Origin of the sequence: Pseudomonas sp. P7758 (assembly GCF_013386485.1) — a bacterium.
GTDB lineage: Bacteria > Pseudomonadota > Gammaproteobacteria > Pseudomonadales > Pseudomonadaceae > Aquipseudomonas.
The window spans coordinates 1-22,012 of sequence record NZ_JACARS010000062.1 but is presented as its reverse complement, the minus strand read 5'-3'; the positions used below and the strand labels follow the sequence as shown (position 1 = coordinate 22,012).

General features: G+C 60.9%; 22 protein-coding genes and 1 pseudogene. 8 read left to right on the top strand and 15 right to left on the bottom strand.

Annotated features, from left to right (window positions below; all coding sequences use genetic code 11):
- Positions 1–14: 14 nt before the first annotated feature.
- The 4 genes from HX873_RS13690 to ribBA form a co-directional block, all read right to left on the bottom strand.
- Positions 15–824 carry an ABC transporter permease gene (locus HX873_RS13690; RefSeq protein WP_087694306.1) on the bottom strand — a complete coding sequence of 270 codons (810 nt, stop codon included), beginning with the start codon at positions 822–824 and terminating at the stop codon, positions 15–17.
- Between the two features lie 6 nt (positions 825–830).
- Positions 831–1,748, bottom strand: a complete 918-nt coding sequence (locus HX873_RS13685; RefSeq protein WP_168197505.1) for an ABC transporter permease — start codon at positions 1,746–1,748, stop codon at positions 831–833.
- Positions 1,745–2,770, bottom strand: a complete 1,026-nt coding sequence (locus HX873_RS13680) for an ABC transporter substrate-binding protein (protein ID WP_087694314.1) — start codon at positions 2,768–2,770, stop codon at positions 1,745–1,747. The genes HX873_RS13685 and HX873_RS13680 overlap by 4 nt, the downstream gene beginning before the upstream one ends.
- A gap of 228 nt (positions 2,771–2,998) precedes the next feature.
- Positions 2,999–4,108 carry a bifunctional 3,4-dihydroxy-2-butanone-4-phosphate synthase/GTP cyclohydrolase II gene (gene ribBA, locus HX873_RS13675; protein ID WP_087694304.1) on the bottom strand — a complete coding sequence of 370 codons (1,110 nt, stop codon included), beginning with the start codon at positions 4,106–4,108 and terminating at the stop codon, positions 2,999–3,001.
- Positions 4,109–4,176: 68 nt separating this feature from the next.
- Between ribBA and HX873_RS13670 the strand changes: the two genes are divergently transcribed.
- A complete protein-coding gene (locus HX873_RS13670; protein WP_087694313.1) occupies positions 4,177–4,470 on the top strand; it encodes a DUF1330 domain-containing protein in 294 nt (97 codons plus the stop codon).
- A gap of 47 nt (positions 4,471–4,517) precedes the next feature.
- Here HX873_RS13670 and HX873_RS13665 read toward each other — a convergent pair whose 3' ends face one another.
- From HX873_RS13665 to HX873_RS13635, 7 genes are read right to left on the bottom strand one after another with little or no spacing between them, the layout of a single operon-like run.
- Positions 4,518–5,081 (bottom strand): NUDIX hydrolase, encoded by a 564-nt coding sequence (locus tag HX873_RS13665; protein ID WP_087694303.1) that lies wholly within the window; start codon positions 5,079–5,081, stop codon positions 4,518–4,520.
- 2 nt (positions 5,082–5,083) lie between these two features.
- Entirely contained in the window at positions 5,084–5,836 is a 753-nt protein-coding gene (locus tag HX873_RS13660; RefSeq protein WP_087694302.1) for a GntR family transcriptional regulator, read from the bottom strand.
- 23 nt (positions 5,837–5,859) lie between these two features.
- The gene (locus tag HX873_RS13655) at positions 5,860–6,249 is read right to left on the bottom strand and encodes a carboxymuconolactone decarboxylase family protein (protein ID WP_087694301.1); all 390 of its coding nucleotides are present in this window, start codon (positions 6,247–6,249) and stop codon (positions 5,860–5,862) included.
- Positions 6,250–6,260: 11 nt separating this feature from the next.
- Complete coding sequence (locus HX873_RS13650) at positions 6,261–6,746, bottom strand: flavin reductase family protein (RefSeq protein WP_010567340.1); 486 nt, start codon at positions 6,744–6,746, stop codon at positions 6,261–6,263.
- Between the two features lie 12 nt (positions 6,747–6,758).
- Positions 6,759–8,240 carry an aldehyde dehydrogenase gene (locus tag HX873_RS13645; RefSeq protein ID WP_087694300.1) on the bottom strand — a complete coding sequence of 494 codons (1,482 nt, stop codon included), beginning with the start codon at positions 8,238–8,240 and terminating at the stop codon, positions 6,759–6,761.
- The gene (locus HX873_RS13640) at positions 8,237–9,070 is read right to left on the bottom strand and encodes an alpha/beta fold hydrolase (protein ID WP_087694299.1); all 834 of its coding nucleotides are present in this window, start codon (positions 9,068–9,070) and stop codon (positions 8,237–8,239) included. The genes HX873_RS13645 and HX873_RS13640 overlap by 4 nt, the downstream gene beginning before the upstream one ends.
- Before the next feature lie 42 nt (positions 9,071–9,112).
- Positions 9,113–9,703 carry an amino acid synthesis family protein gene (locus tag HX873_RS13635; RefSeq protein WP_177122796.1) on the bottom strand — a complete coding sequence of 197 codons (591 nt, stop codon included), beginning with the start codon at positions 9,701–9,703 and terminating at the stop codon, positions 9,113–9,115.
- A 278-nt stretch (positions 9,704–9,981) separates the two neighbouring features.
- Here HX873_RS13635 and katG point away from each other — a divergent pair, with 278 nt between their 5' ends.
- Positions 9,982–12,252 carry a catalase/peroxidase HPI gene (katG, locus tag HX873_RS13630; protein ID WP_177122795.1) on the top strand — a complete coding sequence of 757 codons (2,271 nt, stop codon included), beginning with the start codon at positions 9,982–9,984 and terminating at the stop codon, positions 12,250–12,252.
- Positions 12,253–12,296: 44 nt separating this feature from the next.
- Here katG and HX873_RS13625 read toward each other — a convergent pair whose 3' ends face one another.
- Together HX873_RS13625 and HX873_RS13620 are read right to left on the bottom strand one after the other, a co-directional pair.
- A complete protein-coding gene (locus HX873_RS13625; protein ID WP_003208926.1) occupies positions 12,297–14,057 on the bottom strand; it encodes an EAL domain-containing protein in 1,761 nt (586 codons plus the stop codon).
- A 216-nt stretch (positions 14,058–14,273) separates the two neighbouring features.
- Complete coding sequence (locus HX873_RS13620) at positions 14,274–15,113, bottom strand: EcsC family protein (protein ID WP_177009355.1); 840 nt, start codon at positions 15,111–15,113, stop codon at positions 14,274–14,276.
- A gap of 163 nt (positions 15,114–15,276) precedes the next feature.
- Here HX873_RS13620 and HX873_RS13615 point away from each other — a divergent pair, with 163 nt between their 5' ends.
- The 5 genes from HX873_RS13615 (at position 15,277) to HX873_RS13595 (ending at position 20,438) form a co-directional block, all read left to right on the top strand.
- The gene (locus tag HX873_RS13615) at positions 15,277–16,404 is read left to right on the top strand and encodes an alpha/beta hydrolase (RefSeq protein ID WP_177122794.1); all 1,128 of its coding nucleotides are present in this window, start codon (positions 15,277–15,279) and stop codon (positions 16,402–16,404) included.
- Positions 16,405–16,546: 142 nt separating this feature from the next.
- Positions 16,547–17,416: an oxaloacetate decarboxylase gene (locus HX873_RS13610; protein WP_003208921.1), complete on the top strand. Its 870-nt coding sequence runs from the start codon at positions 16,547–16,549 to the stop codon at positions 17,414–17,416.
- Between the two features lie 165 nt (positions 17,417–17,581).
- Positions 17,582–18,568 (top strand): taurine ABC transporter substrate-binding protein, encoded by a 987-nt coding sequence (gene tauA / locus HX873_RS13605; protein ID WP_177122793.1) that lies wholly within the window; start codon positions 17,582–17,584, stop codon positions 18,566–18,568.
- Positions 18,569–18,570: 2 nt separating this feature from the next.
- Positions 18,571–19,404: a taurine dioxygenase gene (gene tauD / locus HX873_RS13600; RefSeq protein WP_087694292.1), complete on the top strand. Its 834-nt coding sequence runs from the start codon at positions 18,571–18,573 to the stop codon at positions 19,402–19,404.
- Positions 19,405–19,418: 14 nt separating this feature from the next.
- The gene (locus HX873_RS13595) at positions 19,419–20,438 is read left to right on the top strand and encodes a GNAT family N-acetyltransferase (protein ID WP_177122792.1); all 1,020 of its coding nucleotides are present in this window, start codon (positions 19,419–19,421) and stop codon (positions 20,436–20,438) included.
- Here the strand turns inward: HX873_RS13595 and HX873_RS13590 are convergent.
- Together HX873_RS13590 and HX873_RS13585 are read right to left on the bottom strand one after the other, a co-directional pair.
- The gene (locus tag HX873_RS13590; protein WP_177122791.1) at positions 20,435–20,986 is read right to left on the bottom strand and encodes a GNAT family N-acetyltransferase; all 552 of its coding nucleotides are present in this window, start codon (positions 20,984–20,986) and stop codon (positions 20,435–20,437) included. The two genes, HX873_RS13595 and HX873_RS13590, sit on opposite strands and share 4 nt — an antisense overlap.
- A gap of 248 nt (positions 20,987–21,234) precedes the next feature.
- Positions 21,235–21,843: pseudogene (locus HX873_RS13585) on the bottom strand (MaoC/PaaZ C-terminal domain-containing protein); the annotation flags it as partial.
- Here HX873_RS13585 and HX873_RS13580 point away from each other — a divergent pair.
- A partial coding sequence (locus tag HX873_RS13580) for a hypothetical protein (protein WP_371318395.1) occupies positions 21,784–22,012 on the top strand: 229 nt, incomplete at its 3' end. The pseudogene HX873_RS13585 and the gene HX873_RS13580 sit on opposite strands and share 60 nt — an antisense overlap.

Genomic DNA, 22,012 nt, shown 5'->3' with positions numbered 1-22,012 from the left:
TTGCTCCTGGGCGCTCAAGCGCGGGTTTCTGTGCGCCGGCGAAGGGCGGCGGCGATGACCATGACGAGCACCGAGAGGCCGATCAGCAACGTCGAGGCGACGGCAATCACAGGCGTCAGGTCCTGGCGCAGGGTGGTCCACATTTTTACGGGAAGGGTTTGCAGGGTCGGGCTGGCCATCATCACGCTGAGCACCACTTCGTCCCATGAGACGAGAAAGGCGAACAACGCGCCGGCCACCATTCCCGGGCGAATCGCCGGGAATGTCACCTTGAATACGGCCTGCAGGCGCGATGCGCCGCAGATCACCGCCGCATCTTCAATCGATTGGTCGAACAGCTTGAGCGAGTTGATGATCGAGATAATGGTGAACGGCAGCGCGACAATCACATGGCTCACTACAAAGGCGAACATCGTGCCGGTATAGCCGAGCTTGAGGAACAGTGCGTACACCGCCACCGCGATGATCACCAACGGCACGATCATCGGCAGGGTGAACAGGCCGTAGAGCAACTCGCGGCCAGGAAATCGCCCACGCACCAGGGCAAATGCGGTGGGCAGGCCCAGCGCCACGGCGAACACGGTGGTCAGTACCGCAACCTTGAGGCTCGCTACCGCCGCGTTCATCCAGTCGGCATTGGAGAAGAACTGGCCGTACCATTTCAGCGTCCAGCCCGGTGGCGGGAACACCAGCCATTGGGACGAGCCGAACGACAGCAACACGATGAACACGATCGGCAACAGCAAGAACAGGCCAATCATGCCGGTGGTGGTGTAGAGGCCCAGGCGCATCCTGCGGCTCATGGCATTGGAAGTCAGGAGCATGACGGCTTACCTCGCGTTGCTGGCGCCAACCGGGGATTCCGGCTGAAGCTTCAGGTAGAAGTAGAACAGCACCAGCGTGATAAAGATCAGCAATGCGGCGCCGGCACTCGCCAGGCCCCAGTTGAGGAACGACTGCACCTGCTGGATGATGAACTCAGGCAGCATCATGTTCTGCGCGCCGCCGAGCAGCGCCGGGGTGACGTAGTAACCGAGGGACATCACAAACACCATCAAGCCGCCGGAAAACAACCCCGGTCGGCACAGCGGCAGGAACACCCGGAAGAAGTTGGTCCAAGGGCTGGCACCGCAGATGGAGCCGGCCTGCAGGATCATCGGGTCGATGGCCTGCATGGTTGCCTGCAATGGCAGCACAATGAACGGGATCATGATGTAGCTCATACCGATCACCACGCCGGTCAGGTTGTGCACCATCTCCAGCGGCTGGTCGATGATGCCCATCGCCATCAGTGCCTTGTTGATCACCCCGGAGGCTTGCAGCAATACCAGCCATGAATAGGTGCGGGCGAGCAGGCTGGTCCACATCGACAGCAGCACGATGTTCAGGATCCAGCGCCCCCAGCCGCGTGGTACCAGGGTAATCACCCAGGCCAGCGGGAAGCCCAGCAACAGGCTGAACAGGGTCACCAGGCCGGCCACCGAAAAGGTATTGAGCAGTACCCGGGCGTATGCCGAGTTAGCGAACAGTTGCTCATAGTTGCCAAGGCCCGGTACGGGCTCCAGCACGCCGCGCAGCAACAGGCCGATCAGCGGCGCGAGGAAGAACAGGCCGAGGAACAGCAGCGCCGGGATCAGGTTGCTCGACCCCCGCCAGCGCTGCGCCAGGGATGGCGCACCTGGTTTGCAGGAAACTGCGCCAGCAACGCCGAGGGCGCTCCCGGTCGGCGTGGTTGCCGTCATTTTCATTTGACTAGCCATTCATTCCACCGTGTCGCAATGGCCGGACCGTTCTTGGCCCAGTAGGCGAAATCGAGGGTGATCTGGTCCTTGGCATACGCCGTCGGCAGGTTGGGCGCCAGCACTGAGTCCAGGCGCTGCACACTGTCGATGTTCACCGGTGCATAAGCGGTCAGGTTAGAGAAGTCGGCCTGGCCCTTGGCGCTGCTGGCACTGGCCAGGAACTTCATCGCCGCGCCTTTGTTTTTGCTGCCTTTAGGCACGACCAGGATGTCCGCCATCACCAGATTCTGTTTCCAGCTTACGCCTACGGGTGCGCCATCTTCCTGCAGGGCATGAATGCGGCCGTTCCAGAACTGACCCATGCTGACTTCGCCCGAGGCCAGCAGTTGCTGGGACTGTGCGCCGCCGCCCCACCAGACGATGTCTTTCTTGATGGTGTCGAGTTTCTTGAAGGCGCGGTCCAGGTCCAGGGGGTAGAGCTTGTCGGCGGGAACGCCGTCAGCCAGCAGCGCCAGTTCGAGTACGCCAGGGCTTGGCCATTTGTAGAGGGCACGTTTGCCGGGGTAGGTTTTGGTGTCGAACAGCGCGGCCCAGTCCTGTGGCTTGCCAGCGCCGAGCTTGCCCTCGTTGTAGCCGAGTACGAAGGAGAAGAAAAACGAGCCGACGCCATGGTCGGAGACAAACCGCGGGTCGATCTTGTCGCGCTGGATCACCGAAAAATCCAGGGGTTCGAGCAGCCCTTCAGCGGCGGCGCGCAAGGCGAAGTCAGCCTCCACGTCTACCACGTCCCACTGCACGTTGCCGCTCTCGACCATGGCCTTGAGCTTGCCATAGTCGGTGGGACCGTCCTGCACCACAGTGATCCCGCTGGCCTTGCTGAAAGGATCGGCCCACGCCTGCTTTTGCGCATCCTGGGTGCTACCGCCCCAGCTCACGAAATTGACGCTTTCGGCCGCCAGGGCCGCGTGAGTGGCCGTGGCCAGCAAACCCGCGAACAGCATCGCGGTTGCACGTTTGTTCAACACCATTTTCACGCCCTCATTTGTTTTGTTATTGAGCGGGCCTGGTAATGCCCGCCTATCGGGAGCAGTAGGTCTCTCGAAGCCTCTATTGCGAAGCCTCAAAAGTCGACCGTACCAAGGCTTGTTACTGGCGCTATCCCTGGCATGCGCACTTGGCAAAAGTACTCGGTCGATGGAATATCATATTATGGTATTCCAAGCTTTGTGCAAGCACTTTGCCTTACCGGTTATCCGTCATTCGGTGAACGGAATGCTCTCCACCACCTCCAGGTCGTAGCCTGTCAGCCCGGCGTATTTCAGCGGAGGGCCAAGGTGGCGCAGCTTGCAGACGCCAAGGTCCTGCAATATCTGCGCGCCGGTGCCGACTTCCGAATAGATCCGCGACTGCGAACGGCTGAACTGGCGCGGCGTCTGGGTCAACTGCGGGACGCGTTCGAGCAGGGCCTGGGAGGATTCATGATTGGCCAGCACCACCACCACGCCGCTGCCTTCTGCGGCGACGCGTTGCAGGGCGGCCCATAAGGTCCAGTTGGAGGGGCCGCTATACTCGGCGCCCACCAGGTCGCGCAGCGGGTCGATCACGTGCACGCGCACCAGGGCGGGCGTGTCGCGGTGTAACTGCCCCATGACCATCGCCATGTGCACGCCGCCATCAATGCGGTCCTCAAAGGTGATCAGGCGGAACGTGCCGTGCACTGTGGGCAGGTCGCGCTCGCCGATGCGCACTACGGTGCGCTCGGTACTGAGGCGGTAGTGGATCAGATCGGCGATGGTGCCGATCTTGATCCCATGCTTGTGCGCGAACACCTCAAGGTCAGGGCGACGTGCCATGGTGCCGTCATCGTTCATCACTTCGACGATCACCGAGGCTGGTGTGTGCCCGGCCAGGCGCGCCAGGTCGCAACCGGCTTCGGTGTGCCCGGCGCGCGTCAACACGCCGCCATCCTTGGCGCGCAACGGGAAAATATGCCCCGGTTGCACGATGTCGGCCGGCCCCGCATCGGCATTCACGGCCGCGGCCACCGTGCGCGCCCGGTCGGCGGCGGAGATGCCGGTAGTCACGCCGGTGGCGGCTTCGATGGACACGGTAAACGCGGTGCTGAACACGCTGCCATTGCTCGGCACCATCTGCTGCAGGCCGAGGCGCTGGCAGTGTTCGTCGGTGAGGGTCAGGCAAATCAGGCCACGCGCTTCCCGGGCCATGAAGCTGATAGTCTCGGCGGTGCAGCACACCGCGGGCAGCAACAGGTCGCCTTCGTTCTCCCGATCCTCGTCGTCCACCAGGAGCACCATTTTGCCTTGGCGGTAGTCTTCGATGATGTCTGCGATGTTGTTGAAAGACATGGTGGCTGCTCGATTTATTGGTTGTATGTATTATGGTATACCACAAAACCAAGCAAGAGGATGTCACGATGAAGGCTTACTGGATTGCTCATGTAAATGTGTCCGATGCAGAGCAGTACACGCAGTACACCCAGCGCGCGCCTGCGGCCTTCGCGAAGTTTGGCGGGCGCTTCCTGGCCAGGGGCGGGCGCAGCGCCGCGATGGAAGGCGGGCCTGCCAGGCAACGTAATGTGGTGATCGAGTTCGACAGCTACGAGCAGGCGCTGGCCTGTTATGAGTCTGCGGAGTATCAGGAGGCAAAGGCGCGTCGTGAAGGGGCGGGCGAGGCGCAGATCATCATCGTGGAAGGGCTGGTGCCTTAGGGGTATCAGGCATACATCACATTTTTGATCCGTGTCGGGTCTGACGATCAGCGGATGAAGTGAATCTTGCCGCTGTCGTCGTTACCGATGTAGATGCCATACACCCCAGCCTGGCGTTCCTCGATATAACGCTCGAGGATCTGCCGGATCGCCGGGTAGTAGATGCTGTCCCAGGGAATGTCCTCGGGCGCGAAGAACTTGTAGTCGAGGGTCTCCGGCCCGAACTGGCCGGTGATCTGCAGCGCGATGGCGCGGAAGATGATGTACACCTCGCTGATCTTCGGCACGCTGAAAATCGAGTAGGGCGAGAGGATCTCCGCGCGTACGCCGCTTTCTTCCCAGACTTCGCGTAGTGCGGCCTGTTCAGTGGTTTCGCCACCTTCCATGAAGCCGGCCGGCAGCGTCCAGGTGCCAGGACGCGGCGGGATGGCCCGCTGGCAAAGCAGATATTTGCCGTCCTGCTCGATGATGCAGCCGGCGATAATCTTCGGGTTGATGTAGTGGATGTAGCCGCAGCCCCGGCACATCAGGCGCTCATGGGTATCACCCGGTGGCAGCTGGTGACCGAGGTCACTGCTGCCACATGTCGGGCAAAAACTGGGGCTGGGCATGGTCAGTGACCTATGCGCGGTTCTTTGAGGGCGATGGGCAGTGTGATCTCGGGGATCTTGCCGGTCTCTTCCTGCTTGCGCTTGAGGTAATCCAGGGCCACGGCGGCGGCGGCGCGCACGTGGTCGACACAGGCCTGGTGGGCGGCGAGCGGGTCGCCGCTCTTGATCGCCTGGACCATACGCTCCATTTCCTGGTTGCTGGTACCGCGACGGTTTTCCTGGGATACCGAGGTCGCGCGCAAGTAGCTGATACGTGCCTGCAACTGACGCAGTTGGGTGGCCGCCACGTGGTTGCCGGAGCCTTCGAGCAACACGTCGTAGAATCCTTGTACCGAATCAATGACCTGTTGCAGCTCACCGTCCTTGAGGGCCTTGCGGTTTTCCTCGAGGGCTTTTTCCAGTGCCTTGATGTCCTTGGCCTTGGCGCGCAGGGTGAACAACTGCACGATCAAGCCTTCGAGCACGCAACGCAGTTCATAGATGTCGACGGCATCGGCCAGGGTGATGATCGCCACTTGCGGGCCCTTGGCATCGGCGAACTCCACCAGGCCTTCGGACTCCAGGTGGCGCAAGGCTTCGCGCACCGAGGTGCGGCTGACGCCGAGGCGGTCGCAAAGGTCGCGTTCCACCAGGCGGTCACCCGGCAGCAGTTGGAAGTTCATGATGGCGCTGCGCAGTTTTGCCAGCACGATTTCGCGCAGGGTGACCGGGTTGTGATTGACCTTGAAGCTGTCGTCGAGTGGCAGGCGTTTCATGGGGGCTGCTCTGAATGTTGCGGTTAACTGGAGGCCTCGGCGTCGGTTTCGGCGAAGGCTTCACGGGCCAGTCGGAAACTGTCCACGGCGGCGGGAACCCCGCAATAAATGCCGACCTGAAGCAGAATTTCGCGTATTTGTTCACGACTCAGCCCGTTACGCAAGGCGCCGCGCACGTGCAGCTTGAGTTCATGGGGCCGATTGAGGGCCGAAATCATCGCCAAGTTTATCATGCTGCGTTCTTTAAGCGACAAACCCTCACGGCCCCACACATGGCCCCAGCAGTATTCGGTGACCATCTCCTGCAGGGGGCGAGTGAAGTCGTCGGCGTTCTCGATCGAACGTTGCACATAGGCTTCGCCCAGCACTTGCGTACGGATTTTCAGGCCCCGTTGGTACTTGTCGTCGCTCATCAATCAGCTCCTCAGGCCAGGGTGGGCAGCGGGCCCAGCTTGCCCTTGTGGTAGATCATCGGTGTGACCGGTTGCTCGGGCAGGATCAGGTTTTTCACCGCTCCGACGATGATCGCGTGATCGCCACCGTCGTATTCGCGCCACAACTCGCACTCGATGATCGCCGTGGCCTTGGCCAGCAGCGGATTGCCCAGTTCGCTCAAGTGCCACTCGATGCCCTTGGCCTTTTCCTTGCCCTTGCTGGCAAAGGCATAGGCTTCGGCGGTCTGGTCGGCGGACAGCAAATGAATCGCAAAGCGCTTGCTGTCGCGCAGGATCGGATAGGTGTCCGATGCATAGTTGGGGCAGAACAGGACCAGTGCCGGGTCGATCGACAGCGCACTGAATGCGCTGGCGGTGATGCCGACGATGCCGCCATCCGGGTCGAGGGTAGTGACGACCGTCACCCCGGACGGGAATGAACTCATGACGTCTTTGTAAATGCCGGGTTCGATCATGGTCGGGGTCTCTTAACGCATCACAAAAGGATCAGGCATGGGCGCCTGGGAAAGGTTGATCCACACCGTCTTCAGCTCGGTGTAAGCCAGTACCGAATCGATGCCACTTTCACGTCCATAGCCGCTGTTCTTGAAGCCGCCAATGGGCGCCATGGCCGAGACGGCGCGGTAGGTGTTGACCCAGATAATCCCCGAACGCACGTCGCGGGCCAGGCGGTGGGCACGACCGAGGTCGCGGGTCCAGATGCCGGCGGCGAGGCCGAACTGAGAGTCGTTGGCGATGGCCAGGGCTTCGGCTTCGTCCTTGAAACGGATGACCGAGGCCACTGGGCCGAACACTTCTTCCTGCATGATCTTCATCGAGTTGCGGTCGCACTCGAACAGGGTCGGCTCATAGAACCAGCCTTCGCCCAGGTTCTGCGGACGCTTGCCACCGGTACGCAGGCGCGCACCTTCAGCGATGGCATCCGCCACCAGGCCTTCGACCACGGCCAGTTGCTGTGCGGTGGCCATGGGGCCCATTTCACTGGCGTCGTCCTGCGGGTTGCCGATGCGAATGCGTTTGGCGCGCTCTACCAGGCGCTCGACGAATTCGTCGTAGATTTCATCCTGCACCAGCAGGCGCGAGCCAGACACACAGCTTTGCCCCGACGCCGCGTATATCCCGGCAATCGCACCATTGATGGCGCTGTCGAGGTCGGCATCGGCAAAGATGATGTTCGGTGACTTGCCGCCCAGTTCCAGCGACAGCTTGGCGAAGTTCTCGGCGCTGCTGCGTACTACGTGCCGCGCCGTGGCTGCGCCGCCGGTAAAGGCGATCTTGCGCACCAAAGGGTGGCGGGTGAGGGCGGCGCCGGTGCTTGGGCCGTAGCCAGTCACCACATTGACCACGCCCGGCGGAATGCCAGCCTCCAGGGCCAGGCGCGCCAGTTCGAGGATGGTCGCCGAGGCGTGCTCCGACGGTTTGATCACGATGGTATTACCCGCTGCCAGGGCCGGCGCGAGTTTGATCGCGGTCAAGTACAGCGGGCTGTTCCATGGAATGATCGCGGCCACCACGCCCATGGCTTCGTGCACGGTGTAGGCGAAGAGGTCCGGCTTGTCCAGCGGCAGGGTGCCGCCCTCAAGCTTGTCGGCCAGGCCTGCCGTGTAATGGAAGAACTCCGGCAGGTAACTGACCTGACCGCGTGTCTCGCGGATCAGCTTGCCATTGTCGCGGCTTTCGAGCTGTGCCAGTTGTTCCTTGTTTTCGGCAATCAAATCTCCCAGGCGGCGCAGCAGTTTGCCCCGCGCGGTAGCGGTGAGGCCACGCCAGGCCGGGCTGTCGAAGGCGCTTTGCGCGGCCTGCACGGCGCGCTCCACATCCGTCTCGTCGGCGTCGGGCAGTTGCGCCCAGGGTTCGGCCAGGGCCGGGTTGAGGCTGTCGAAAGTCTTGCCGGACAGGGCATCGACCCATTCACCGCCGATGCACATCTGGAAGCGTGCGAGTGTCATGCAACGATCCCCTTTATTGGATTTTTTTGGGTGTACACCGTGTCAAGAAAGCCCAGCAGCAGTTGGTTGACCAGCCGCGGCGATTCCACTGGCATCATATGCCGTTGCTCGGCCAGCACTGCAACCGTCGCACCGGGAATGCGATCGGCCAGTTGCCGGGCCATCTCCGGGGTCGAGCCCGGGTCGAGTTCACCGGTGGCGACCAGGGTCGGCGTGCGCAAACCCTTAAGGTCGTCGGCGCGGTACATGTCCTGGGTCGCGAACAGCTCGTACGTGGTGAGGTAGCCCTGGGGGTCGTTGCCCGCCAGGGTTTCACGCAGCGCAGCGATCTGCGCCGGGTTGGCTGCCTGGTACTCGCGGCTGAACCAGCGTGACAGCGCGGCTTCGGCATTCGCATCCGGGCCATGCTCGGCGGCCTGGGCAGTGCGTGCGATCACCCCGGCACGCTGTTCGGCGCTGCGGTTGAACACACTGTTGAGCACCACCAGGCCTTGCAGGCGTTCGGGGTAATGCAAGGCAAACGCCCGCGCAACCAGGCCGCCCATGGAAAACCCGATCACCGTTGCCTGAGGCAGTTGCAGGTGGTCGAGCAGTTCCAGCAACTGGTCGGCATACCCCAGCAGCGGGGTGCCGGCAGCCGGGCGTGGGCTGGCGCCATGGCCCAGCATGTCATAGGTGATCACGCGATAATTCGTGGCCAGGCCAACGACTTGCCCGCCCCACATTTCTTTATTCAGGCCCACGCCGTGGATCAAAACCACAGGCTGGCCTTGGCCGGTCGCCAGATAACTGGTGCCAGCCGGGGTGCGATCAGCGGTGAGCTGAATCATGGAGCGCTCCTGCATGTTTTTTGTTTGGGTGACCGGTCTTGCTTACTGGGCTTTCTCGGCTGCCAGCTCTTCCAGGTCGATGTAACGGTTGCCGATGCGTGGGTGCAGGCGGCCGCCGTCGGCGCACCCAAGGACCACCACGATCTCGTCGGCACGCGGGGAATCTTCTATCTGCATTTCCAAGGTGATGTAGTGCGAGCGCTGCCCTTCGTCATCCTTGTGCATCATCGGGATTTGAATCGATGTGCCCGGGCCACCGCGCTTGTTGGTAAAACTCAGGTAGCTCTTGGCCTTGACCGCTTCGCGGTAGTGGTTGCCAAAGCGCAGGGTATGGATGATTGCCGAGGCGTGTTCGATTTCACCGTCGGCACCGACCACGGCGGCCTTGCCATAGGCTTCGATGTTGTCTGCACCACCGATAATGCCAATCAGGCGCTCCACCATCAGTGCGCCGAGATCCGAGCAGTTGGCACGGATTTCCGGTTTCAGGTCTTCGACAAAACCGCGACCCAGCCACGGGTTTTTCAGGACGACAGCCAGGCCCACCATAGTCACTGGCGTGTCGGAGGCCTTGCCGCCTTCAATAAAGGTTTCTTCTACATAGCTGACGATCTTGCGGATTTCAAAACTCATGGCTGCTCCACCTGGGTGCTGATTGGTTTGTGTATGATGGTATACCATAATACCGCAAGCGCAAGAGCTGCAAGCAAACTGAAGATGGGTTCGCGCGATAAAAGGTCGAGCGGATGGCTTTTTCTGGTCTTGAGATCCCAGTGGCTCTTATGCAGGGCGGGGCCCCAGGACGGCTTTCAATCCCAAGAACAGGTCTATCAGGGGATAACGTTGCAGCTATTAGAGTTTTCTGCGAACGAGGCTAATCTTTGAAAACGTCACTAAAAGGTGTGCCAAGCATGTCAACTGAATCGAAATGCCCTTTCAACCACGCTGCGGGTGGCGGCACCACGAACCGAGACTGGTGGCCCCAGCAACTGAACCTGAAGATCCTGCATCAGCATTCCTCCCTCAGCGACCCCATGGGTCAGGGCTTCGATTACGCCAAGGCGTTCAAGAGCCTTGACTTCGAAGCGGTCAAGCAGGATTTGCGCGATGTCATGACGCAATCCCAGGACTGGTGGCCTGCGGACTTTGGCCATTACGGCCCGCTGTTCATTCGCATGGCCTGGCACAGCGCCGGGACCTACCGTACCGCCGACGGTCGCGGCGGTGCCGGTTCCGGTCAGCAGCGCTTTGCACCGCTCAACAGCTGGCCTGACAACGTCAGCCTGGATAAGGCCCGTCGCCTGATCTGGCCGGTCAAGCAAAAGTACGGCCGGCGGATTTCCTGGGCCGATTTGATCGTACTCACCGGTAACGTTGCGCTGGAGTCCATGGGGTTCAAGACCTTCGGGTTCTCCGGCGGTCGCCCGGATGTCTGGGAGCCGGACGAGGACGTTTACTGGGGCGCCGAGACCACGTGGCTGGGGGGAGAAGAGCGTTACGGCGTGCAAAAGAAAATGCAGCAGCCGGGTGATGGTCCGTTGGTGGCTGAACCGCAGAACCATGGCAACGAAGAAAGCCGCACCGGGGGCGGTGAGCGCAACCTGGAAAATCCCCTCGCCGCTGTGCAGATGGGCTTGATCTACGTGAACCCGGAAGGGCCTGAAGGTGTTCCGGATCCGGTCGCCTCGGCGAAGGATATCCGTGAAACCTTCGGTCGCATGGCGATGAATGATGAAGAGACCGTAGCCCTGATCGCCGGCGGTCACGCCTTCGGCAAGACCCACGGCGCAGGTCCGGCGGATAACGTCGGCCCGGAACCGGAAGCGGCTGGCCTGGAAGAGCAGGGGCTGGGCTGGAAAAACAGCTTCGGCAGCGGCAAGGGCGGTGACACCATCACCAGCGGGCTGGAGGTGACCTGGACTTCGACGCCGACAAGATGGAGCAATGAGTACCTCGAAAACCTCTTCGGCTTTGAATGGGAACTGACCAGGAGCCCGGCGGGCGCCCACCAGTGGACGCCGAAGAACGGTGCCGGCGCCGGCAAAGTTCCGGATGCCCATGACGCCGGCAGGCGGCATGCGCCGAGCATGCTGACCTCGGACCTGGCGCTGCGCTTCGATCCGGCGTACGAGCAGATCTCCCGACGTTTCCTGGCCAACCCGGACCAACTGGCAGACGCCTTTGCCCGTGCCTGGTTCAAGCTTACCCACCGCGACATGGGCCCGCTTGCGCGTTATCTCGGCCCGGAAACCCCCGCGGAAGAGTTGCTGTGGCAGGACCCGATTCCTGCGGTCGATCATCCGCTGGTGGATGAACAGGATGTGGCGGCGCTCAAGCAAAAGATTCTCGCCGCGGGGCTGACGGTCTCACAACTGGTTTCGACGGCATGGGCAGCGGCGTCCACCTTCCGCGGCTCCGATAAACGCGGGGGAGCCAATGGCGGGCGCCTGCGCCTGGCTCCGCAGAAGGACTGGGCGGTCAACCAGCCTGAGCAACTGTCGGGCGTACTGAAGCGTCTCGAAGCTATTCAGGGCGACTTCAATGCCGCACAGACGGGAGGCAAAAAGATTTCCCTGGCCGATCTGATCGTGCTGGCGGGCAGCGTGGGGGTTGAGCTGGCGGCCCAAAATGCCGGCCGCCAGACCACGGTGCCTTTCACGGCAGGGCGCACGGATGCTTCCCAGGAGCAGACGGATGTCGAGTCGTTCGGTTTCCTTGAACCGGTCGCCGATGGCTTTCGCAACTACCAGAAGGGGCACTACAAGGTGTCGGCCGAAGCGTTGCTGATCGACAAGGCGCAACTGCTGACATTGACCGCACCCGAAATGACGGTGCTGTTGGGCGGACTGCGGGTCTTGGGTATCAATGTCGGGGAAAGCAAGCACGGGGTATTCACCGAGCGCCCGGGAACCCTGACCAATGACTTCTTCAGGAACCTGCTGGACATGGGCGTTGAATGGAAGCCAGTCACCGGCAGCCACGATACCTTTGAGGCGCATGACCGCAAGACCGGTGCCGTCAAGTGGACGGGCACCCGGGTCGACCTGGTGTTCGGTTCGCATGCCCAGTTGAGGGCGCTGTCCGAAGTCTATGGCAGTGCCGACGCCGAGGAGAAGTTCGTCGAGGACTTCGTGGCGGCCTGGACCAAGGTGATGAACCTGGATCGCTTTGAACTGGCCTGACACTGGCGCCTGACGTTTACGGGCCCACGCTGTGGGCCTGTTCGCTAGCGGCCCTGGCTTATCCAGGTTTCCAGGTCCGTTGCGGTCATGGGCTTTGCTATCAGGTAGCCCTGCGCTTCGGAACATCCCCACTGTATCAAGAGGTCGAGGATTTCCTGGTTTTCTACGCCTTCGGCAACGACTCGGTAGCCGAGCCCTTTCGCCAGGCCTATCAGGGTTTTAACCAACTGCTTGTCATTTTGATTGCTGCCCAGCCCGCTGATCAATGATTGATCCAGCTTGACGGTAGTGGCCGGCAGTTCCTTCAGGTACGCCCAGTTGCTGTAGCCCGTGCCGAAATCATCAACCGCGACCTCTATGCCAATCTGCCGAACGCGCTGCAGTTGCCGGATGACTTCCTCAGGGTTGGTCATCAACATGCTTTCGGTAAACTCAAGTTCAAAGTCGGCAGGGTCAAGGTCATGCCGGTGAAGCTCATCAATCATCGCGTCCACGAACTCGGAGCTTTCCAGATCGCTGACGGTAATGTTCATCGCTATTCGCAGGCGCACGCCTTGTGCTTTCCAGGCTGCGGCTTGCCGGATGATTGCGTTGAGCACCCATAATCCAACGGACGGTATCAACGCGGTTTTTTCGGCCAGGGGGATGAACTCGGCAGGGCTGATGGGGCCAAGCAACGGATGGGTCCAGCGTAGCAATGCCTCTACCGAATCACAGCTTCCCGAGGGCAGTTTGACTTTGGGCTGATACACCAGGCTGAACTGTTTGTCGCAGCTGACCGCTTCCGGCAACGAACTCAGCAACATGAAAGCGCGTTGCTGAGCCGCATCAAACTGGGGTTCATAAAGAGACCAGCCCAGCTTGCGGTCACGCGCCTCATCTGCCGCACTCACCAGCAGGCGTAGCCAGTCTTGCGGGCCGGAATGGTGAATGGGCAGCACGCCAATCCCGACTTGCATGAGGATGGGGATGCCGTGGCATTCAACAGGCTTTTTGAAGTCCTTGAGAATACTTTCGCAGATGTGCTCGGTGGTTTGATTCTCCTCTAGGATGAAGCCAAACCGCGTCGGGCTGATTTTGTAAAGCAGGCACTGCGCGGGTAACAGGTTTTGCAGGCGAGATTTGATCGCCAGAACCAGGTCTCCGGCAAAGCTGTAGCCCAGGGCCTTTACAATATCGTTGAGAAACTTTGGCGAGATAATGTCAACTGCGTACACATGGCACGCGTTTTCAAGCTTAAGCGCTTGACGTATATCTTCCTCAAGCCTGAGTCGATTGAATAGCCCAGTCGGTTGGTCTACGAAGTTGCGGGACCGCATGCCCTGTATGCGCATCATGACCAGCTCGGCAAAGTCGTTGAGCATTGCACTGTCACGCTCGCTCATGGGAGGGCGGGGGACAGTATCAATGATGCAGAGACTTCCCAGGGTAAAGCCATCCTCCGTGATCAATGGCGCGCCCGCGTAATAACGAATATGCGGCGGCCCCGTGACCAGGGGATTGTCTTTGAAGCGGGCATCCAGCGTTGCGTCCGACACCTCCAGCAGGGCGTTATCCAGGGTAGAGTAGGCGCAAAAAGACACTTCTCGCGGTGTCTGCGTTTCTGTAATTCCCACCCGTGCCCTGAACCATTGCCGGTGTTTATCGACAATTGAAATCAGTGCGATGGGGGCGTTGTAATAGGCAGACGCCATCTCGACGATCTTTTCAAATACATCATCACTATCGCTGTCGGTTGGACAAAATTTCGCGACCTCTTTTAGCCGTTCAATTTCATTCGGCGGAATAGGAGCGCCTTCGCCCATGACAATCCTCAAAGTGGTTATGTTCGTACAACAAGGTATCAGACAGTGCCATCATTATGATGTTGTTTTTCTATTCATCAGATAGCTCAAGGGTATGGCGTCCGGGTGATCTCTTCCTGCGTATCTCCCTAATTCTTGCGCCCTGCGGATGAATGTACGCGCGAGGCAGCGAAGTGGATGCACGGCATTAAAAATTTTTCCGGCATTTCCGCGCTTCTAGTTCACCCGGGGCGCCGCCTTGATGGCCATGTACGCATCCTTGATGGGCTCAAAACCATATTTCTCTTCCAGCCGTTTCACGATGAAGTGCCCCCGCGCCATGTCCTGGTAGAAGTGGGTGAACAGTGCATTGATTGTCGCCCCGGTAAAGGCGCCCATCACGGGAACGGCCTGGGCTGCGAACTTGCTGGAAATGGTAAAGCCAAAACGTGTCGCGACTTTATCGATGAGGATCGCCAGCCATTTCCCGGCTTGGCCCGGGGACAAGCTGCTGATGGCCTTGGAGCCCTGCTTGGCGGCGATCCCCGCCAGCTCCTTGGACAGTTGTTGCATGGCCTGGGTGGTGAAGCTGCGGGTCATGTAGTAACCGGTCTCCGTTGCATCGTCGGCCTGGCTGGTGCCACCCATGGCAAACACCTCGATGCAGGCTTGTTTGGTCGAAAAGTCGCCCAGGTCGAAACCCTCGCTGCGCGCCACGTCGGCGACCGCGCGCATCATGATGGTGGTAGAGATCGGCAGCTCGATAAACAGCGCCGCGAAACCGAAGGCCCCGCCGATGGCGCCCGAGGTGGCCGCAAAAGCCTTGTGCAGCCGGGTCGAGGCCGGTTTTCTCGGACTGTTGTCCAGGCTTTTCAGCGCCGCGCCGGCGGATGAATGCAGCGCTGCCGCCACCGCGCCATTGATCCGTTTGGAAACCACCCCCGGCAATGCCTTTACCGCGCTTTCAATCGGGGAGCCGATCATGCCGGACAGCCTGGCCGTCAGGGAGGGTGACTCCAGCAAACCGACGGCCCGCTTGAGATCCTGATAGTCCTCGGGATTGTCTCTGATGCTCACAGGCGTCTCCTTGAAATTTTTCCGGCTTTGATAAAACAAAGACCCGCGAAGAGGGCCATCGTGCCGTCACGCTTTACCCATTCTTTACCTGCGCGGGTGCTGCGTTCGCCGGCGGGTCGGTTAGGCTGCCAGTTACCTTGAACTGAACGGCGGTGTGAATCGAATGAACCTTCAACCTCGGTACTGGCTGGCGGTGAGCGCCCTGGTGGGCAGCCTGGGATTGATTGCGGGGTGTGCGGGCGATCCGCCAAACCCGCGGGCCGAATTCAGCGAGCGGGTCAACAAGGAACTGAGCACCGCGTATCAACCGTCCCATTATGAAACGTCCGGCTGGGGCGCGACCTGGCAGCTCGACAAGCAATCGGTGAACGTTGCGTGGCTGGCACCGGTGACCCATGAGCGCCTGCCGCTGATTATCTACTTGCCGGGTTTGGGTGAGCCGGCCTCGGGCGGGGTGGCGTGGCGCAAGGCTTGGGCGCAGGCCGGTTATGCGGTGTTGTCGGTTCAGGAACCCGCCCATGATCAATCGATCTTTGCCTCGCAGCAGGCGGTATATGGCGACTTTCGCGGGATGGCGAGCAGTCATTACTCCGCCGCCGCCCTGCGTGACAGGCTGTCGACCTTGCAGAAAGTCCTGAGCGAAGTTCGGGCACGGGCCGCCAAAGGCGACGCGCAACTGGCGGCCATCGACTGGAACCAGGTGGTGGTGGCCGGCTTTGATTTTGGCGCGCAGACCGCTGAGGCACTCGCCGGGGCGCTGGAGCCCGGGGCCACCCCGGGCGTCGGGATTCAACCCAAGGCGGTGTTGCTGCTCAGCCCTTATGTGGACGCCGATGCCCGGCCGGACGTGTTTGCCCGGATAACGGCGCCCGTGCTGTCGATGACCGGCCAGCAGGATGAAGACCCGTTCAACTGGGTCAGCTCTTACCGTCAGCGAGAGGTGTTGGGCGAGTCGGTGACAGCGGCGGGCAGTGTTCAGCTGGAGTTGAACAGTGCGACGCACAAGACCTTGTCCGGGAGCGAGCTGTTCAGCCGGCCGGCGAAAAGGACCGACAAGGGCAGTGCTTCGTCTGGCGACGCGCCCAAGGGTCGAGGGCACAAGCACGGCGCCAAACCTGGCGGCGGCGGCCCGATGGCGGGCGAACCGGCGCCGGACCCCAAGCAGGTGGCCGCGATTCAGGCCATGGGTGTGGCGTTCCTGGATAGCCGGGTCAAACACAATCCCGCCGCCACCGAATGGTTGCACCAGGGCGCGTCAACCTGGCTGGGAGAGGCGGGACGGTTGAAGTAATGGCGGCGGGCTTCCCCCCGCCAAGCGTGATGTATAAGTTTCTCAAACGTCATCAACCATCTTTTTCCGGCGTGATACGCTAGCCTTACTTTTGAATTGGCACTGGTCGTTCCCGCGTATACGGCGACAGTGAGGAGTGAACATGTCGAAAATTTCCCACCAGGATCTACGGCGCTCGTTTCGCGAGCTGCTGGCCTCCCAACACTGCTTTCACACCGCCTCGGTGTTCGACCCGATGTCCGCCAGGATCGCTGCAGACCTGGGCTTCGAAGTCGGCATCCTGGGAGGCTCGGTGGCGTCATTACAGGTCCTGGCTGCACCGGACTTCGCGCTGATTACCCTGAGTGAGTTCGTCGAGCAGGCCACCCGCATCGGCCGGGTGGCGCAGCTTCCGGTGATCGCCGACGCCGACCACGGCTACGGAAATGCACTGAACGTGATGCGCACCGTTCAGGAACTGGAGCGTGCTGGCGTCTCGGCGCTGACCATTGAAGATACCCTGCTGCCCGCGCAGTTCGGGCGCAAATCCACCGACCTCATCAGCACGGAAGAGGGCGTGGGCAAGGTCAAGGCGGCCCTGGAGGCCCGGGTCGATCCGCAGCTTTCGATCATCGCCCGGACCAACGCCGCCGTATTGCCGGTGGAAGACGTTATCCATCGCACCAAGGCGTATCAAGAGGCTGGCGCAGACGGCATCTGCATGGTGGGTGTCCGTGACTTCGACCACCTTGAACAGATCGCCGAAGGCCTGACGGTGCCGTTGATGCTGGTGACCTACGCCAACCCGCATCTCAATGACAACGAACGCCTGGCCAAATTGGGTGTGCGGATTGTGGTTGCCGGGCACGGCGCGTACTTCGCCTCGATCAAGGCCACCTACGACAGCCTTCGCGAACAGCGCAACCTGACGCGCAGCACGTCAAACCTGACCGCCAGCGAACTGACCCACACCTACACGTTCCCCGACACCTACGTGAGCTGGGCCAAAGAGTTCATGGATGTTCAAGAGTGACATGACCCTGCAGGAGCGAGCTTGATCGCTCCTGCAGAAGCTCTAAGCTAATTCCATAAAATTATTTATTTTATTTTTTATAGATCAATATCATCTAACTGAGTTGACCCTTGGAGAGCCGGAGTCCGCGCTGTTCAAGTCTTATCCGCTCAGGAATCTATAAAAATGAACACGCTGAAACTGGCCCGCAACCTCCTCTCGGCCGTGGGCCTCGCTGTCCTCTCCCTAAGCGCTCAATCCGCTGACCTCACCATCGGCTACATCAACGGCATCGACCCGATCAAACGCGCCATCGCCGATGGCGAATATGAAAAAGGTATCGGCCAGCAGATCGATTGGCGCAGATTCGACGCGGGCCCGGCCGTCCTGGCCGCCATGGCTTCCGGTGATGTGCAGATCGGTAACCTGGGTTCCAGCCCGTTGGCCGCGGCGGCTTCGCGAAACATGCCGCTGGTGGCGTTCATTGTCAGCGCGCAGATTCGCAGTTCCGAGGCCCTGGTGGTTCGCGACGGCAGCGGGATCAAGACCCCTGATGACCTGATCGGCAAAACCATCGCCGTGCCCTTTGTGTCGACCTCCCATTACAGCCTGCTGGGCGCGCTGAAGCACTGGAACCTGGACCCGCGCAAAGTCAACATCGTCAACCTGACACCGGCACAAATCACCGCCGCCTGGGCCCGCGGCGATATCGACGGGGCGTTTACCTGGTCGCCTGCCCTGGGTGAAATCCGTAAGACCGGCAAGATCCTCACGGATGCTGCCGAAGTTTCCAACTGGGGCGCCCCGACCTTTGAAGTGTGGGTAGCGCGCAAGGATTTCGCTGAAAAGAATCCGAAGGTCGTTGCCGATTTTGCCAGGGTCAGCCTGGCGGCGATTGCCGATTACGCCGCGCATAAAAAAGACTGGACCGCTGATTCTGCCCCCGTGAAGAGCATCGCCCGGCTCACAGGCGCCAACGCTGCGGACATTCCCGAGCTGCTCGATGGCTCGTCGTTCCCGACGGCCGCCGAACAGAAAAGCGCGCAATACCTCGCCGGTGGCACCGCCAGGGAAATCGGCAAGACCGCCGAATTTCTGAAAGAGCAGGGAAAAATCGAAAAGGTCCTGCCTGACTATTCCGCCTTCGTCAGCGACAAGTTCATCGGAGAATAATCATGGGCCTGACGCTTCATCCCCTTGGCCCTACCATCGGCGCCGAGGTTGAGGGGCTGGATATGGCCCTGCCTCTGACGGATCAACAACACGACTGGGTGGAGCAAGCACTGCTGCAGCACCAGGTGTTGTTCTTCCGTAACCAGGCCATTACCCCCGGGCAGCACGTGGCATTTGCCGCGCGGTTTGGTGATTTGCACCGGCATCCGATTTACCCGCACGTTGACCGGCACCCGGAACTGCTGCTGATCGACACCGCCGTGACCGATGTCCGCGACAACGCCATCTGGCACACCGATGTGACCTTCCTCGCTGCACCGGCGATGGGCTCTGTGTTGGCGGCCAGGCAAGTGCCTGCGTTCGGCGGGGATACGTTGTGGGCCAATGGCGTGGCTGCGTTTGAAGGGTTATCGGCCCCCGTCAGGCAACTGCTCGACGGCCTGACCGCCACCCACGAATTGACCAAATCATTTCCCACCGAGCGCTTCGGCAGCACGCCCGAAGCATTGGCGCGCTACGAAAAAGCCCGGAAGGATCACCCGCCGCTGTCACACCCGGTGGTCAGGACGCATCCTGCCACCGGGCGCAAGGCGTTGTTTGTGAATGAAGGCTTTACCACGCGGATCAATGAGCTTGAGGCGGCGGAAAGTGATGCGTTGTTGCGGTTATTGTTCAGCCACGTGAGCCGTCCGGAATTCACCGTGCGTTGGCGATGGAAGGCGAATGATGTAGCGTTCTGGGATAACCGCATTACCCAGCATTACGCGATTGATGATTACCGACCGCAAAGGCGGGTGATGCACCGCGCGACGATTTTGGGCGACGTGCCTTTTTGATGGAGGATCGGTCGATGGACTTGCCCTTGGTGATCAACCCTGACGACTATCTGGAAACCGAGTTCGGCAGGGAATTCACGCCTGAACGAAATCGACAGGCATGGCAGCTCGCGTATGCGCGGTTGAGGCACGAGCTGTCACAGGCGGCAAAGGGCACTCATGTGTACGTGGTCATGGGCGTGCAGGGGGCGGGCAAGTCTCGCTGGGTGGCGGAAAACCTTGAGCGATTGGGGCACGGCGCAATCGTCTTCGATGCTGCTTTGCCGGCGCGGCGTCATCGGGAGGAGTTGCTGTCCATCGCGAGGGACTATGCAGTCCCGGTGATCGGCATCCTGGTGAGCGCACCGCTGGAGCTGGCGTTATCGCGAAATGCCCAACGCAATGCCGACAAAAAGGTGCCGGAGGACGCGCTGAAAAGCGTGTTCAGCATGCTCGAGCCACCCAGTGAAGACGAAGGATTCGTGTGGGTGCAAACCATTGAACAGCAGGCGCCGCTGCCCACAACCCTGCAAACTGACCGGATGACCCTGGTTGCGCCTGATGTGGCGCTCGCTGAAAAACTCGCCGATGCCTTGAACGCCAGCTACGCACTGCACCGCCGGTTTCTCGTATGGAGCAAGCCGCACTGGACGCTGGAGGACACGCAGGAAAGCCTGCAGCGCGCGGCAAAAGACTTCGATGCGCCTGTCGGGGAGAAACGGTATTTCCTGTTATCTCGCGACGAGCCCCAGGCATTGGTGGGCTGTATCGGCCTGCTGCCGCTGGCCGATGAGATTCACAGCTACGAAGTTGGCTATTGGGGCAATCAGGCACACGCCGGTCATGGGCTGATGAGGGAGGCATTGACCGCTCTGGTTTCGCAGTTGAGCGGGCACACACTGCGCCTGACCACTTCTTCGGCGAACATATCCAGTCAACGACTGGCTGAGGCAACGGGGTTTGAATGGGTGGAAACCCTTCAAGGCGCGCGGCGCTGCGAGTACTTCGGCGTACGCGATACGCTGGTTTACCGCCGGACCGCGCGCAGACACTAAAGGTACTCACACTCCCCACGCAGCAGCGAAAGCTGAACCAGGTCTTGATGAGCTGCGTTCCAGTAACCCGCCTGCCTCAACGTTCCTTCACGCACGAACCCGGCTTTCTCAAGCAGGTTCAGTGACCGGGCGTTGTCAGGATGAACCAGCGCCTCGATCCTGTTGAGTTCCATGTGCTGGAACGCCCATCGAAGGGCGGCGTAAACCGCCTCCTTCATGAGCCCCTGTCCCTGTGCCGATTGCGCCATCTCAAACCCGATGGCACAACTGCGCCACATACGATTCCATTTGAAGAAACCACAGGTGCCGATCAGCGCTGCCGTGGCTGTCTCCTCAATCCCCCAGCGAATCCCCGGATTGGGTGAGGTGCGCCAACTGGCAAACAGCTCGATCAGTTGCTCCGCTTGATGAGGCTCGGTGATTGGGTCGGCACCGAACCACTTCATTGCTTCAGCGTCGCTATGAATCGCAAACAACCCCACCGCATCCTCCTGTGTAAGTTCTCTGAGGGTCAGGCGTTCGGTTTTGAGAGTCGGAAAATCGGACACTGCGGGCGTCACCTTTTAGAAAAACGATTCGCTAAGGTGTGTCGTGCGGAATAAAAAATCAATCTGTTCAGTGGTGACGCAGGGCGTCACGGGATACGAATACACGCTCCTGATCAACTGAGATCAACTGTGGGAGCTGTCGAGCCCCAGCGAGGCTGCGATGCAGGCGCCGCGGTCTGGCAGGTACGGCGCGGTGATCCCATCGCAGCCTCGCTGGGGCTCGACAGCTCCCACATTGGTCTCAGCACTCACTCCTCGCGTTTGACCACCAACGTCAAGATGTCATAACTGGCCACCAGCTCACCCAACTGGTTGGTCACCTCCACATCCCACGCCACCACGCCTTGCGGAATGCCCTGGGGGCTCTTCTTGCCCTGGTCGATCTTGCGCTTGCAGGTCAGCCGCGCCTGGATGGTGTCGCCAATGCCCACCGGGTTGATAAACCGCAGGGTGTCCAGCCCGTAGTTCGCCAGCACCGGCCCCGGTGCCGGGGACACAAACAGCCCGGCCGCCGCCGACAGCACAAAGTAACCATGGGCAATGCGTTTGCCGAATTGCGATTCCTTGGCGGCGATGTCATCGAAGTGCATGTAGAAGTGATCGCCCGACAGGCAGCCGAAGTTCACCAGGTCGGCCTCGGTGACGGTGCGGCGGTGGGTCAGCAGCGATTCGCCAATCTGCAGGTCCTGGAAGAAGCGGCGGAACGGGTGCACTTCGGTCTCGATGACCTTGGCGCCGCGTACGTACTCGCCGGTGACCGCCGCCAGCATGGTCGGTGAGCCCTGTACGGCTGCGCGTTGCAGGTAGTGTTTCACGGCGCGCAAGCCGCCGAGTTCTTCGCCGCCACCGGCCCCGGCTCGCCCCTGCCGCAACTCAAGCACGGCGGCCCGGGCCGCGCCGGTGGCGGCGAAGAACTCGGCGGCTTGCGCGCCGTGAAACACTACCTGCAACGCGCAGCCGTACAGGGCTCACCGACCATGCTGGCGGCGGTCACCGGCGAGTACGTACGCGGCGCCAAGGTCATCG